Here is a 14929-nt window from a genome sequence, read left to right as displayed (position 1 = left end):
AGTAGCTCCTAAGGTTTTAATATGATCGAGTTATTCTCAAATTTCGTCGCTTCGGAACGGATCAGGACACCATTTTCCAAGCGCATTTTATTCAGCGTATCCAGGTCACGGCCAATACGATCTTCCGGCAGGAATCCCTGCGCACTGGCAATCACTACCCGTGAACGCATACCAATCACACGGGCATTAATCAGCACGCCGCCCCCCTGACGCAGCATAGTTCCGGTCAAAACGTAGTCTACAGGCTGCTCAGAAGCCAATTCTTTCCAGTTCCGGCTCAGCGAGAAGTCCCCTTCCGGCGTGACACGGATAGCACCAGTCGCCTTGTAGTCAACAACCGTAAAACCCATTTGCTGCATATGGTACATGAAGCCTTCAGAAACCGCATTGCCGAGCCAGTTGGTTTCATTCATTTGCTGGATATCAACAAACGATGTCACAGCCAGCGGCGTTTTTGCCGTCAGATACTGGTTTGATTCAACCAGCTGCTTCGTCATTCCTTCAATAAAGAAGTCTATGGTATGGCGAGGCGTTTCCTTCAGCAAGAAGTTGCTGCCTGTATAGCTCTCTTTACCGTTATAAACTGGTGAATACGTACATGATGCTGTCAGCAGCGACAACAGCAAGATGGTCCATTTTTTCATTCTACCCTGCTCCGGAAGAAACGAGACAATGGCCTTTTATCGTCCGCTATCTCGAAAACTTTATGACTTTTCATTGCCGCGCTCCCATTTTGACTTTTTAGGAACACTCTTTGCATACATCAGCTTGCGACTCAGGATGTTGGCAATGTAAAAAGCTGTTAGGCTAATTGGCTTGAACCCTAATGTGGTTTCAACCTGAACGACAGACAAAACAAAGCAATTATCGTACCGAAAACGCCGGAAATTGGAAAATCTATGAAAAACACGCTCAGGAAAGCCCTTCTGGGTCTGGGAATACTTACCGCTATGCCATTGCAGGCCGCCTGGTTTGAAGTCACCGGTCAGGCGATTCTGCTGGAAAGTAAGTCTTCGGCCCGGACCAATGCCATCGAAGACGCCGTATACCGCGCCATGCATTACGCAGGAGCTGATTTTTCCAGCTTTTCCAATCTGAAACCCTATTTGCAGGAAGACCGGCAGGAATACCAGTTCAATGGAACAGAAGTCCGTCATGTTCAGATCAGCAAAAGTTTTGTCAAAGACGGCAATTATTACGTCACCGCACGGGTCGATATTTACCCGTCGGCAAAAAGTTGCCACAACGTCCAGTACAAGAAAGGGATGCTGATCAGTGACTTTTCTCTGGCTATCCCCCAACAGGCGGCGTTGGGAGGGATTTATCAGGTCGGCAAAGATTTTACTCAGTTACTGAAACGGCAAATCGGCAAACAATCGCAGAGTTTTGTCGTAACCGGAACCAGTGCTGTCCCGGTTCAGCCGGATAATCCCGGGGCCATGATGATGCTGGCCGAAGATTATGACGCCCAGTACATCGTGAGTGGCCAGATTACCGATCTGACTTCCACTTTGGATCAGAGCCTGCTGTCCAGCGATAAGATTAACCGTCAGTTCTCAGCGGAAGTTCAGGTACTTGACGGCAAGACCGGTGAGGTGCTGGTTCAGCGTAAGTACCGTGAAGTTGCAGAATGGCCGTTTTCTCGGGTCAGCCAGGTCGATACGCAAAGCGCACGCTTCTGGGTTTCAGCTTATGGCGCAGCCTTACAACGGATCAGCCGCAACATCATGCTGGACTTGGAGTCTTCCCTGGCCTGCCGCGCAAGCCTGCCGGAAGTGGTCAATGCACACGGCAATCAGGTACAGGTCAACGTAGGCAGAGCTCACGGTGTGAAGCAGGGAGATCTCCTGAGACTATGGCACACCGCCGGCTTTATTGACCAGTACGGGATTTCACGAAACCGGATGGTGGAAACGAAAATCACCCTGGTTGTGGATCGCGTCTATGAAAACTCAGCCGAACTCAGCGTGCAGCAAAACGAACTTGCTGCCAGCATTCAACCTGGTGATTTACTGACCAAGCAGCCGCAACGCAGATACTAAAGGGTTAAAAAGTCTCAGCTTTTGAGTATAATGGCCTTCCTGCTTTTTCAGGAAGGCTCCCTTAGCTCAGTAGGATAGAGCGTCCCCCTCCTAAGGGGAAGGCCGCAGGTTCGACTCCTGCAGGGAGCGCCACTTCCTCGTCATCCTGACAATCCCGGATTTATTCAGACCGACCCGCTTTATCTGGCTCTCACCGGTCAGACACAATACTGTTTTTCCATTTCATCCCAATATTTTTAGCCAGAAGCGCAGCCTGTATCCACAACAAGATTCCGACTCTTTTTAATAATTGAAAAATATGATCTTGTTCTAGTCTATTAGTGATAAAGACAGAGTGATTCACGGATTCCAGCGCAATACCGCATAAGGTGCGCTTTTCGGCTATCACTTTTCGTCATCACAAAAGGAGAGAGCTATGAAAAAGTTCGCAATGTTTGCAACAGCAGCGCTGCTGGCGATCAGCTTTAATGCGCTGGCCTATACATTGTCCGGAACACCAACTCAGATCCCGAAAGATGCCATGCAATATTGTGCCGGTGCGCAAAACTTTTGGGTGTGTGTAGACACCTATGAGCGTCAGAACAAATAAGACGCCACTCAAATCACAAAAAAAAAAGCGGAGGTCATCACCTCCGCTTCCTGTTACTTCAGAATGATATCACTCAGGCATTAGCTTCACGCTGCGCAATAAAGTCCAGAGCCATCTGAATACGTGCGATCACACGTGCCTGACCAACCAGGTTCATCACAGCATCGACCGATGGTGACTGGCCCTGACCCGTTACGGCAACACGCAGCGGCATTCCGACTTTACCCATGCCCAGATCCAGCTCTTCACAAGTTTGCTGAATGAGCTGATGCAGAGATTCTGTATTCCAGTCTGCCAGTGCTTCGGCTTTCTGTTTAGCCAGCTCCAATGCTTCTTTGGCAACCGGACGCAGGTGTTTCTTCGCAGCCGCTTCATCGAATGCAGAGAAATCTTCAAAGAAGTAGCGAGACTGTGCTGCCAGCTCAACCAGCGTATCACTGCGCTCAGCCAGTAACTTGATCACTTCAGTGACAGCCGGGCCCCCTGTTGTGTCGATGCCCTGATGGTCCAGATGCCACTGCAGGTGCTTCGCCACATACTCAGGTGCCGAGGTCTTAATATAGTGGTTATTCAGCCAGCGCAGTTTATCGGTATTGAACGCAGAAGCCGACTTGCTGATATCGTCCAGGCTGAACAGATTGATCATTTCTTCCTGCGTGAAGATTTCCTGATCGCCATGAGACCAGCCCAGGCGAACCAGATAGTTCAGCAGCGCTTCCGGCAGGTAACCATCATCACGATACTGCATCACGCTCACGGCACCGTGACGTTTTGACAACTTGGCACCATCGTCGCCAAGAATCATGGCACAGTGGGCAAATTCAGGCACTGGCGCACCCAGGGCCTTGTAGATGTTGATCTGACGAGGCGTATTGTTGATATGATCTTCACCACGAACGACATGGGTAATTTCCATGTCCCAGTCATCCACAACAACACAGAAGTTATACGTCGGGCTGCCATCGGTACGGCGAATGATCAGGTCATCCAGTTCGCTGTTGCTGATTTCGATACGGCCGCGAATGTGGTCGTCAAACACCACGCTGCCCTCTTTCGGGTTCCGGAAACGAATCACGAAAGGAGATGCTTCAGTCGCAGCTGCATTGGCTTCAATAATCCGAGGATGGTTCGCGTCATAACGTGGTTTCAGACCTGCAGCCATCTGCTCTTCACGGATCTCATCCAGCAGATCTTTCGGGCAATAGCATTTGTAGGCTTTATCTTCCGCCAGCAGCTGATCGATCAGTTGGTTATAACGGTCAAATCGTTTTGTCTGATAGTAAGGACCTTCATCCCAGTTCAGACCCAGCCACTCCATGCCTTCCATAATGGCATCGATGGCTTCCTGGGTTGAACGCTCCAGATCCGTATCTTCAATCCGCAGCACAAATTCACCGCCGGTGTGTTTGGCATACAACCAGGAATACAACGCAGTACGGGCACCACCAACGTGCAGGAAGCCTGTTGGGCTCGGAGCAAAACGAGTTTTAACCGTCATGAAAAGACCTTCAAACAAATGATTCAAACGAAAGGCGTAAGCTGATGCATGACTTTACGCAGTCTGCAATAGCGGCATTCTACCACTGACGCTGCAATCCTCAACCTGCGATTGATATCTGCGTTGCAAGTCGCCTGCAAGTCAGGCGAGCGAGAGTGACCTGGTTCAGATTCCTTCAAGTTGATCCTTTTACTGCTTTACCATGCAGATTGCTCCAGTAAACTGTATTTTTACAAATGAATAAGCAGATTCCCGCAGGCGCTAAAGGATTGCCTCAATGAAAATAAAGAATTTACTCCTGTCGTCAGCACTGCTGGCATGCACCACACCGGCCATCGCACAGGTCAGTCTTGAACTGCCCAAAGGCGTTCATCTACTGGTAGTGAATGAACAGGATGCCGGCTACTCTTCACTCGGTTTTAATCATCAGCCAGTACTGGCCTTACCTAACGGTCAGAATCAGGTGGTTTTCCGTATCGGCAAAATTGTCATGGAATCTGGCAGTCTGAAGACCAAATACGATTCAGTGCCTCTCATTGCGCTGTTCGATGCCAAAGACACAACACTTACGCTTGAAGTCCCGAAAATAGACACACTGGCGCAGGGCCAGGCATATGACAAATCCCCCGATTTCAGCATTTTGAATCAGGGGCATCCTTTGAAAGTAAAATCAGACAAATTAGCCGTTGGGTTTACCCTTTCACCAGATTTTGTCCAACTGACCAAAGAGTACAACCGGACAGAGAGCATCGCTTCAATCAGGCACATCCCAAAACCGGCAAATACAGACAACCAAACAAATCTTGTTGCCGACAATCCGGAAGCGGAAGAGATGCTGCAATACTGGTTTCATCAGGCCAGCCCTGAAACCCGAAAAGCTTTTCTGAGCTGGGCCATTCAAAATATGAACTAATAGGGCTCTTTACCTATATTTGACGCCAAAAACAAAAAAGTACCCATGAGGGTACTTTTTTATCAATCTGATTCCTTGAAAATTGAAGGTTTCCTGACTCACATTTGCCATACCGGCAAAGGAAAAGGACCGGCCTGATCAGCCGGTCAAATGAAAAAGGCAGCAGTCGCTAAGCGATTAGAAGTAGTACTCTACACCCCATCCCCAACCAAACTCAGCGTCTGAATCATCTTTCGAGATCATGTATGGGCGTAAGTAAGTAATCGCAGAGTCATCCAGGAAGTACGTCACGTTTGTTGAAACGATATAGTCTTCACTGCCTGAGAAAGATTTGCCTTTCACATCTGCTTCCAGGTTCGCAGCGTAATTCGCCTTGAACTGCCAGTTCTCTACACCATTGTAAACCACACCAACAGAGTAACTGCCCTGATCAATATCCATGTCCGTAAAGGTAGTTTCTGCACCATCAACCTTAAATGAGCCATCTTCATAGTCAGCCGCTTCATGCTTATACGCACCATAGAGGCCAAAGTCACCGAGATTCAACTCAAAGCCCAACAGGTATGCGTCGGTATCTGACTTCGTCTCGCCTTCCACTTTTTCAAATGTTGGTGGATTGCCGCCCTGCTGAGCTAACCATGCACGGTAGAAAGTTGAAGATGCGCTGACAGTTCGGTCAGTCCCCATCTCATAGGCCGCATGCAGTGTAAACAGGCCGGTAGAGTAATGAGCGCCGACACCGTAGAAGTTTGAATCTTTATCTTTTTCGGTTCCCCGGCCAGCTGCAACATTGAATGTGAAGCCGCTGTAGTTCCCTGAGTCAAAACGAACCATGTTCGATTGGCGGTCATAACGAGCACCACCAACAACGTCACCGCCCCAATCGAAGATTGCACCCGCGCGCTGACCTGAATACGGCCAGTCAATCACTTCGTATAATGGGGTCAGCATACGTCCCAGACGGACACGGCTGCCATCACTGAAACTTGCACCAACGTAAGTATCACGGACACCCAGACCTGAACCGGTACCGTCATCACCAACGTTACCGCCTTCCAGCTGCCAGATCAGGTTTGGCCCACGAGCCAGCTCTTTTGAGCCGCGCAGACCAAAACGGGATTCGTTTTCAACTTTCAGCGGAGCATCACCTGCTTTGCCGCTGTCATCTTTAAATTTATCTTCACCATATTGCCAGACAGACACCGCCACCTGACCATACAGATCAACAGTATCAGTTGCTGGTGCAGCCTGAGCAGAAGTTGCAGTTGCAACCGCCGCGGCAGCAACCGCAAGACCTAATACGGAACGCTTAAACACATTACCCATGGAAAACTCCTAAAAACTAGCTGAATACCTGCGTCAAAAAGGTTGGCCGCCGTTGACGTCAGGTCTTTCTCCCCAATATGTCAGTCAAACTTGTTGTGAGTTTGGCAATCATATTTTTTGTTTGGTTGAGAACTGAATCAGTTCAGGGATAAGACTACTTTCGCAGCGCAAAACATCAATCAGAAAGTTAATTTTCTATTAAAAAAATATGATTCAGTGCAAATTTATCCAGTATCAGTGATCCTAGTCATGATTCCATTAAATCGCTTTCAATAAAGAGAATAAAACCATTAAATACAGATAGTTAAAAAAACATTGTTATTATTAGTGAGATCTTGATTGTACTTTTCTGCATGTTACAACATTGATTACATTCCAATGTAAGATACTGCTACTTATGTTTTTTATGTCATATCAGTTCATCTTTATATTCACAAATGAAATTAAAAATGATGCCGCCCCAATCAGCTAAACACGAAGAAAAAAAAGTGTTCTTTTCGACAGACACAAAAAAGCCCGTCAGCAGTTTGACGGGCTTTTGGGCGTTTTTCGGCAAGAATAAAGGTTCAGTTTTTCAGCTGTGCCAGCAGTTCAGATTCATCCCAAATCTCAATGCCCAGCTCCTGCGCTTTTGCCAGTTTTGAACCAGCCGCTTCACCGGCAACCAGCAAATCCGTTTTTTTAGAAACGCTGCCGGTCACTTTGGCTCCCATCGCCTGAAGCGCCGCTTTGGCATCTGAACGACTGAGCTGAGACAGAGTGCCGGTCAGCACCACCACTTTTCCAGCCAGAGGCAACGCCACGTCCTCTGAAGGTTTTTCAATTTCCGGCCAGTGGATCTCCTGAGCCAGCAAATCTGTAATCACATCCCGGTTATGTGCTTCACGGAAGAAATTATAAACATGTGCTGCCACGACAGAGCCGACATCCGGTACTTCAATCAACTGTTCTTCGGTCGCTGCCATCACCGCTTCCAGGGTCAGGAAATGATTGGCCAGGTTCGCGGCGGTAGCTTCGCCCACCTCACGAATGCCCAGCGAATACAGAAATCGTGGCAGTGTTGTGGTTCGCGCCGCCTGAAAAGCATCGACCAGCTTTTGTGCTGATTTCGGTCCCATACGCTCCAGTCCTGTCAGCTTTCCGGCTGAAAGCTTGAACAGGTCGGCCGGGGTAGCAACCATCTCTTTATCGACCAGCTGTTCGATCACTTTTGTCCCGCAACCATCCACATCCAATGCTTTGCGCGACACAAAGTGTTTCAGGGCTTCTTTCCGCTGTGCCTGACAGATCAGTCCGCCCGAACACCGGGCAACGGCTTCGCCTTCCACACGCTCCACAGCAGACTGGCACACCGGACACTCAGACGGAAATTCAATGGGCTGAGCCCCTTCCGGCCGCCGGGACATCACAACAGAAACAACCTGGGGGATGACATCACCGGCCCGACGGATAATCACCGTATCACCAATCATGACACCCAGACGGGCAATTTCGTCAGCGTTGTGCAGGGTCGCGTTGCTGACTGTCACGCCGCCCACAGAAACCGGCTCCAGCTTTGCCACTGGCGTGATCGCCCCCGTCCGGCCAACCTGGAACTCAACATGATTCAGTACTGTCATCTCTTCCTGAGCCGGGAACTTATACGCAATTGCCCATCGCGGTGCTCTGGCGACGAATCCCAGTTGCTGCTGCTGGGCGATGTCATCAACCTTAATCACGACACCGTCGATTTCATAACTCAGTTGCTGACGCTTTTCGCCAATCCCCAGATAGAAAGCAATGACCTCCTCCAGACTATGTAACAGGCGTGTTTCCGGACACATTGGCAGCCCCCAGCCTTTCAGCTGACAGAGCCGCTCATACTGGCTGCCTGCCAGTTCCGCCCCTTCCACAACACCAACCGAATAAGCGTAAAAACTCAAAGGACGCGTTGCGGTAATACGCGGGTCCAGCTGGCGTAAACTACCTGCCGCAGCATTGCGCGGGTTCGCAAATGTCTTCTCGCCTTTTTTCAGAGCACGGGCATTCAGGTCATCAAACCCCTGCTTGGGCATGAACACCTCACCCCGTACTTCCAGACGAACCGGCCAGCCCTCTCCCCTCAGTTTCAGCGGAATGGCACGAATGGTTTTCACATTTGCGGTAATGTTTTCACCGGTAGTGCCGTCGCCCCGTGTGGCTGCCTGTACGAGGACACCATTTTCATACATCAGACTGACAGCCAGACCATCCAGTTTAGGCTCACAACAGTAAGAGACTTCAGCTGCAGCAGCCAGCCGCTCGGTCAGACGACGGTTGAAGTTCGTGAGATCGTCATCGGAAAATGCATTGTCCAGAGACAGCATCGGTATTTCATGACTCACCTGAGTAAATGCCGCCAGCGGCTCGCCTCCGACACGCTGACTCGGTGAGTCAGGCGTGATCAGTTCCGGGTGCGCCGCTTCCAGCTTCAGTAATTCCTGCATCAGGCGATCATACTCAGCATCCGGAACCTCCGGATTATCTTCTACATAATAGAGATAGCCGTGATAGGTGAGCTGTTCACGCAGAGATGCCAGCCTTGCTTGGATGTCTGTCATTCTTTTTTCCTACATCAATTCTTGTCGCAAAAACCATCGGGTATTGTTCCTGAAATACCGCCCTGAAGACTTTGACAGCAGTTGGCAGACACAAGACCCGATTTTTCTGATTCTTCACTCTCAACATTTAGGGCCCCAATCAGGGGCCCTAAAACATATTCACTGCGAAACGGCACCATCACAGGTACTGTTTGGCTTTTTCCCGGTAGGCTTTCAAGCGCTGCGGCGTAATCAGATTACGCTCATGGTCCAGAATATCTGCGCCCATGTCATCCGCAATCCGCTGAACGGTCTGCAGCATCAGATTAAAATTGTCATCTGCACGGCCATGACAAGGCAGCATCAGGTAGAACGCAACCCCAGGCGTGGCAAACTCATCCAGCTGGTCCTGAGGGAAGTATCCCGGACTCACCATATTAGCCACCGTGAAAAGAACTGGACCCGTTCCGGCTAAATCAGCATGGCGGTGATAAACAGAGTTTTCACCATAAATCAGGTGATGCCTTTCCAGACACTGGAACAGCTTCACACCGGTTAACATTTCGCCACCACGCGCATGTACATTCAGCACCAGAAAGTCCGGCTCAAGTTTCACTTCTTCAACAGGCGCTTCTGGCTCAGCGAGTGGCACCTCTGAAACTTGTTGTGCTGCCTCAACTTGTACCTCTTCAGTCTGCGGCAAAATCGCCTGCTCCGATACCCGAGAGTCTGCAGACACAAACTGCGGCTCCGACTGGGGCGCTTGCTGAATCACTTCCGCTTCTGCCTGGACCTCAACCTCAGGGATGACCGTTTCCAGTACAGCTTCTTCCACAGAAGCCGATGTCTGTACCGAAGCGGTCACCTCAGGTTGCGAGTCCTGAGATATCTCGCCGCGACGTTCTTCCGCCACGGGTGCAGCCGGTGTCGCCGGCGCGTCAAATAAAGGATCAATTGCCAGTTCATCACCAAAGTGCAATTCTGGCTCTTTACGTGCCGGGCGCTTGGCAGGCGCTTCCGGTTCCCCGCCATTCGCGATGACCCTGACGGAACCGATACCGTCCTGATCGAACCCTTCGTTGTCTTTCGTCTTGCCTTCGTCCAGACGACCAATTGGTTTTTCACCAAACTTGGCGGGCTTGTCCTTCCGGCTCGACCACAATCCGTGCAACAGAAGTGCAGAGATAGCCAGCACTCCGACAATAATTAGAACCAGACGCAATTCCTGCATTATGAGTACTCTGAATAACTTGTTTTACCTGACAAAGTCGGCCTGAAACTGTGTATCTGACCAATCTGAAACGCTTGGCTTCAGGGACAGACCCCACTAAGCGTGCCACACCTGAGACATTTTTGCTGTAACCAGGATCTGTTTTGTTGTCCTGACAGCCTGTCTCGTGAAGGTATTGTCCTAATGTATCAAAACTCAAATCCCAAAGAGAAGTTCAAAGTTGTGATTGATGTCATATAGTGCATCCGAGCACAAAATTCCATCAATGAACTGGCATCTGCGGCTTGCCGGGTCTATGACGGCAGATTGATCACACCCAACAGAAACCGTTACTATGCCTGCATCAATATCCTGTCGCCTGTACACACGACAACAGGATCGTTTTTGAGGAGACTGGCAATGCCAAATACTGCTTTAAATACCACCCCGATCGGCGGTGCGGGATATTTTTTCCGTGGCGTTTCTCTGGCGATGCAGCCGGGAACCCGCCGTTTTGTCATCATTCCCTTACTGGTCAACATACTGCTTTTTGGCGCTGCTTTTGGTTTTGTCCTGACACGACTGAATGACTGGATTACCAGCTGGCTGGAAGGCTTGCCTGGCTGGCTGGACTGGTTGTCTTATCTGCTGTGGCCGTTGCTGGCAATTGCGCTGCTGGTGGTGCTCTCTTATTTTTTCAGTACCATCGCAAACTGGATTGCCGCGCCATTCAATGGGCTTCTGGCTGAGCATCTGGAAGCCAAATTAACCGGTGAAGCACCACCGGACAGCGGGCTGAAAGATATTCTGAAAGACTTACCCCGCATCCTGCATCGCGAGTGGGTCAAACTCAAATATTACCTGCCCAAAGCAATCGGGCTGCTCATTTTGCTGTGGATCCCTGCAATCGGTCAGACTCTTGGGCCCGTACTGTGGTTTCTGTTCAGTGCCTGGATGATGACCATCCAATATGTCGATTACCCGTTCGATAATCACAAGGTTCCTTTTATTACCATGCGGGACGCGCTGAAACAGTATCGGGGCAAGTCCCTGAGTTTTGGCAGCCTGGTGATGCTGTGTACCATGACCCCGATTCTGAACCTGTTCGTCATGCCGGTTGCCGTCTGCGGTGCGACCGCCATGTGGGTGGATCACTACCGAAAACCCATGATGAGTCTCTGACCCCGTCAGAATCCTTCATCCCCGGCAATGCCGGTAACAACAGAGGCGGATTGACCGCCTCTTTCTTTATTCTTCTGACAACGCCCGGATTCCGTTCTCTGGCGGCCTGACGACAAAATCGGTGGCCCGGTTCACACCTTTTCTTATAACTCTAAGATATAACAATAAATTACTTTTCAATATGCAGTCAGCGATTATGCTTGGACTATCATCTGTTGATAACGTGTCACCAAGGAACGACAAGCATGAGTAAGATTTACGAAGATAATTCTCTGACAATTGGTAATACCCCGCTGGTTCGCCTGAACCGTGTCAGCAAAGGCAATGTTCTGGCCAAAGTTGAATCCCGTAACCCTAGTTTCAGTGTGAAATGCCGTATCGGCGCCAACATGATCTGGGATGCAGAAAAACGTGGCGTCCTGAAACAAGGTGTGGAACTGGTAGAACCAACCAGTGGTAACACAGGGATTGCTCTGGCATTTGTTGCCGCAGCCCGTGGGTACAAGCTGACTCTGACCATGCCAGAGAGTATGAGCCTGGAGCGTCGTAAACTACTCAAAGCACTGGGTGCCAACCTTGTTCTGACCGAAGCGCCAAAAGGCATGAAAGGTGCCATTGAAAAGGCAGAAGAAATCGTTGCATCTAATCCGGATAAGTACCTGCTGCTGCAGCAGTTTGACAACCCGGCAAACCCTGAAATCCACGAAAAAACGACTGGTCCTGAGCTGTGGGATGCAACGGATGGTGAAATCGATGTTTTCGTTTCCGGTGTCGGTACCGGTGGTACGCTGACTGGCGTCAGCCGCTATATTAAGCAGCAGAAAGGAAAAGCCATTACGACAGTTGCCGTTGAGCCGGTTGAATCTCCAGTCATTACCCAGGCGCTGAACGGTGAAGAAATCAAACCGGCCCCGCATAAAATTCAGGGTATCGGTGCTGGTTTCATTCCTGGCAACCTGGATCTGACACTGATCGACGAAGTTGAGCGTGTCAGCTCTGAAGATGCCATCGAAATGGCTCGCCGTCTGATGGAAGAAGAAGGCATCCTGGCTGGTATCTCATCCGGTGCGGCAGTCGTTGCTGCCAACCGCATGGCGGAACGTCCGGAGTTCGCAGGAAAGAACATTGTTGTTGTGCTACCAAGCTCAGGTGAGCGCTACTTATCGACTGCACTGTTTGCTGGCATCTTTACCGAAAAAGAAACCCAACAGTGATCACAAAATTGCCATTTTTGATAAGCAATTGTTAATGTCAAGCCCCCCAACGGGGGCTTTTTTATTGCTTTTTGACCTTACCTTTAATATAAATCCGACCACGCTTTTATTTTCAGCATCGAAATAAAGGGGCAAAAATTGACCTGGTCGATGTTTGCTGGGTGATAAACCACTTAGAATGGGACCCAGAACAACACTAAATCAATGTAAATGAATGTGAAATTAAACACCTAAATTAGCAAGCTTTCGCTATTGGGATTAAGCTTACCTTCAGTTGCGTGATTATTACATTAGACGATATCAAGAATCGGGGTGAAAAATGTATCAGAAGCAAGTTGAGATTACTGCAGAAAACGGCCTACACACTCGTCCTGCTGCGCAGTTCGTGAAAGAAGCAAAAGGTTTTGACGCAGACATCACTGTTACTTCTAACGGTAAAAGCGCAAGTGCAAAAAGCCTGTTCAAACTGCAAACACTGGGCCTGGTCAAAGGCACTGTGGTAACTATTTCTGCTGAAGGTGCGCAAGCACAAGAAGCTGTTGACCACCTGGTTGCCCTGATGGATCAACTGCACTAATCAGCCGCAGTACAAAAATTCCCTACTAGTTGTTTGTTAATTTTAAGGTAAGGCTATGATTTCAGGTATCCTGGCATCTCCTGGTATCGCTTTTGGTAAAGCGCTGCTACTGCAGGAAGAAGAGATTACTCTTGATAAGTCACCGGTTTCTGGCGATCAGATCGAAAAAGAAATCGAGTGCTTCTTCAATGCGCGTCAGAAATCTTCTGAACAACTCGAAGTTATCAAAGAAAAAGCAAGAGCGACCTTCGGTGAAGAAAAGGAAGCTATCTTTGAAGGCCACATCATGTTGCTCGAAGATGAAGAGCTTGAAGAGGAAATCATAGCCTTCATTAAAGAAAACAAAGCGAGAGCAGCCTACGCTATTTATTCAGTGATTGAAGAGCAGGCAATGACGCTGGAATCGCTGGATGATGAATACCTGAAAGAGCGTGCAACGGATATCCGTGATATCGGTAACCGTTTCGTCAAAAATGCGCTGGGTATCAATATCGTCAACCTGAGTGCCATCAATGAAGAAGTTATTCTGGTGGCCAACGATCTGACTCCGTCTGAAACAGCACAGATCAACCTGAATTATGTGTTAGGTTTTATCACCGACATCGGTGGCCGTACCTCACACACCTCAATCATGGCACGTTCACTGGAGCTGCCTGCGATTGTGGGTACGAACGACATCACCAAACAGGTACAGAACGGCGACATGCTGGTTCTGGATGCGATCAACAACCAGATCGTCATCAACCCGACTGATGGTGAAATGGCGAAGTTCAAAACCATTCGCGATGAATTCCAGGCCGAAAAAGATGAACTGGCCAAACTGAAAGACCTGCCTGCTATTACGCTGGACGGCCATCAGGTCGAAGTCTGCGGTAACATTGGTACCGTGAAAGACTGTGATGGCGTGAACCGCAACGGCGGTGAAGGTGTTGGCCTGTACCGCACCGAGTTCCTGTTCATGGACCGTGATGCACTGCCGACAGAAGACGAGCAGTATCAGGCATACAAAGACGTGGCGGAAGCCATGCAGGGCCAGGCGGTCATTATTCGTACCATGGACATTGGTGGCGATAAAGATCTGCCATACATGGATCTGCCAAAAGAAATGAACCCATTCCTGGGCTGGCGTGCCGTACGTATCAGCCTGGATCGCCGTGACATCCTGCGCGCTCAGCTTCGTGCGATTCTGCGAGCATCTGCGCATGGTAAATTGCGTATCATGTTCCCGATGATTATCTCGGTTGAAGAAATCCGTGAACTGAAAAACGAGCTGGAAACCTACAAAGCAGAACTTCGTGAAGAAGGTCTGGCATTTGACGACAGCATTGAAGTCGGCGTCATGGTTGAAACACCGGCAGCCGCTGCAATTGCGCACCACCTGGCCAAAGAAGTTGACTTCTTTAGCATTGGTACAAACGACTTAACCCAGTATACTCTGGCTGTTGACCGTGGTAACGAACTGATTTCTCATCTGTATAACCCGATGTCACCAGCGGTACTGACCGTCATCAAGCAAGTAATTGATGCCTCCCACAAGGAAGGCAAATGGACTGGCATGTGTGGTGAGTTAGCCGGTGATGAACGTGCAACCCTGCTGTTGCTTGGTATGGGTCTGGATGAGTTCAGCATGAGTGCGATTTCTATTCCACGTATCAAGAAAGTGATTCGTAACAGTAACTTTGCTGATGTAAAACTGATGGCTGAGCAAGCCCTTGCTCTTCCGACAGCTGCTGAAATCGAAGCACACGTAGAGACATTTATCGCAGAAAAAACCATCTGCTAAGATAGCAGCAGATAGAATAACAACGCTTAGGAGCAAC

The 14929-nt window shown here is 49.4% G+C and carries 12 protein-coding genes and 1 tRNA gene; 8 read left to right on the top strand and 5 right to left on the bottom strand.

The genetic code is table 11. From position 1 onward, the window contains the following. Positions 1-8: 8 nt before the first annotated feature. Entirely contained in the window at positions 9-644 is a 636-nt protein-coding gene (locus tag L4174_RS04225) for a FlgO family outer membrane protein (protein ID WP_248143567.1), read from the bottom strand. Between the two features lie 255 nt (positions 645-899). Between L4174_RS04225 and L4174_RS04220 the strand changes: the two genes are divergently transcribed. The 3 genes from L4174_RS04220 to L4174_RS04210 all read left to right on the top strand — a co-directional run bounded on the left by L4174_RS04220 (position 900) and on the right by L4174_RS04210 (position 2631). Then, positions 900-2042: a flagella assembly protein FlgT gene (locus L4174_RS04220; protein ID WP_248143565.1), complete on the top strand. Its 1143-nt coding sequence runs from the start codon at positions 900-902 to the stop codon at positions 2040-2042. Between the two features lie 55 nt (positions 2043-2097). Continuing rightward, positions 2098-2174: transfer RNA gene (locus L4174_RS04215), tRNA-Arg, on the top strand. Positions 2175-2457: 283 nt separating this feature from the next. Next, complete coding sequence (locus L4174_RS04210; protein ID WP_248143563.1) at positions 2458-2631, top strand: hypothetical protein; 174 nt, start codon at positions 2458-2460, stop codon at positions 2629-2631. A 73-nt stretch (positions 2632-2704) separates the two neighbouring features. Here the strand turns inward: L4174_RS04210 and gltX are convergent, their stop codons facing one another. Beyond that, positions 2705-4129 (bottom strand): glutamate--tRNA ligase, encoded by a 1425-nt coding sequence (gene gltX, locus L4174_RS04205; RefSeq protein ID WP_248143562.1) that lies wholly within the window; start codon positions 4127-4129, stop codon positions 2705-2707. A 277-nt stretch (positions 4130-4406) separates the two neighbouring features. Between gltX and L4174_RS04200 the strand changes: the two genes are divergently transcribed. Next, a complete protein-coding gene (locus L4174_RS04200) occupies positions 4407-5042 on the top strand; it encodes a DUF2057 domain-containing protein (protein WP_248143560.1) in 636 nt (211 codons plus the stop codon). A 177-nt stretch (positions 5043-5219) separates the two neighbouring features. Here L4174_RS04200 and L4174_RS04195 read toward each other — a convergent pair whose 3' ends face one another. The 3 genes from L4174_RS04195 to zipA form a co-directional block, all read right to left on the bottom strand. Next, positions 5220-6368: a porin gene (locus L4174_RS04195; RefSeq protein ID WP_248143559.1), complete on the bottom strand. Its 1149-nt coding sequence runs from the start codon at positions 6366-6368 to the stop codon at positions 5220-5222. Positions 6369-6934: 566 nt separating this feature from the next. Next, entirely contained in the window at positions 6935-8947 is a 2013-nt protein-coding gene (gene ligA / locus L4174_RS04190) for an NAD-dependent DNA ligase LigA (RefSeq protein ID WP_248143557.1), read from the bottom strand. A gap of 178 nt (positions 8948-9125) precedes the next feature. Then, positions 9126-10157 carry a cell division protein ZipA gene (gene zipA, locus L4174_RS04185; RefSeq protein WP_248143555.1) on the bottom strand — a complete coding sequence of 344 codons (1032 nt, stop codon included), beginning with the start codon at positions 10155-10157 and terminating at the stop codon, positions 9126-9128. Between the two features lie 399 nt (positions 10158-10556). On the opposite strand from zipA, the gene cysZ reads away from it, so the two are divergent. From cysZ to ptsI, 4 genes are all read left to right on the top strand, one after another. Next, the gene (cysZ, locus tag L4174_RS04180) at positions 10557-11318 is read left to right on the top strand and encodes a sulfate transporter CysZ (RefSeq protein WP_248143554.1); all 762 of its coding nucleotides are present in this window, start codon (positions 10557-10559) and stop codon (positions 11316-11318) included. A 245-nt stretch (positions 11319-11563) separates the two neighbouring features. Continuing rightward, positions 11564-12532, top strand: a complete 969-nt coding sequence (gene cysK / locus L4174_RS04175; protein WP_248143553.1) for a cysteine synthase A — start codon at positions 11564-11566, stop codon at positions 12530-12532. 319 nt (positions 12533-12851) lie between these two features. Then, the gene (locus L4174_RS04170) at positions 12852-13109 is read left to right on the top strand and encodes an HPr family phosphocarrier protein (protein WP_248143552.1); all 258 of its coding nucleotides are present in this window, start codon (positions 12852-12854) and stop codon (positions 13107-13109) included. A gap of 55 nt (positions 13110-13164) precedes the next feature. Next, positions 13165-14892: a phosphoenolpyruvate-protein phosphotransferase PtsI gene (gene ptsI, locus L4174_RS04165; protein WP_248143551.1), complete on the top strand. Its 1728-nt coding sequence runs from the start codon at positions 13165-13167 to the stop codon at positions 14890-14892. Positions 14893-14929 lie beyond the last annotated feature (37 nt).

It is taken from the genome of Photobacterium sp. CCB-ST2H9 (assembly GCF_023151555.2).
Classification (GTDB): domain Bacteria; phylum Pseudomonadota; class Gammaproteobacteria; order Enterobacterales; family Vibrionaceae; genus Photobacterium.
This window is presented reverse-complemented; position numbering and strand designations above follow the sequence as displayed.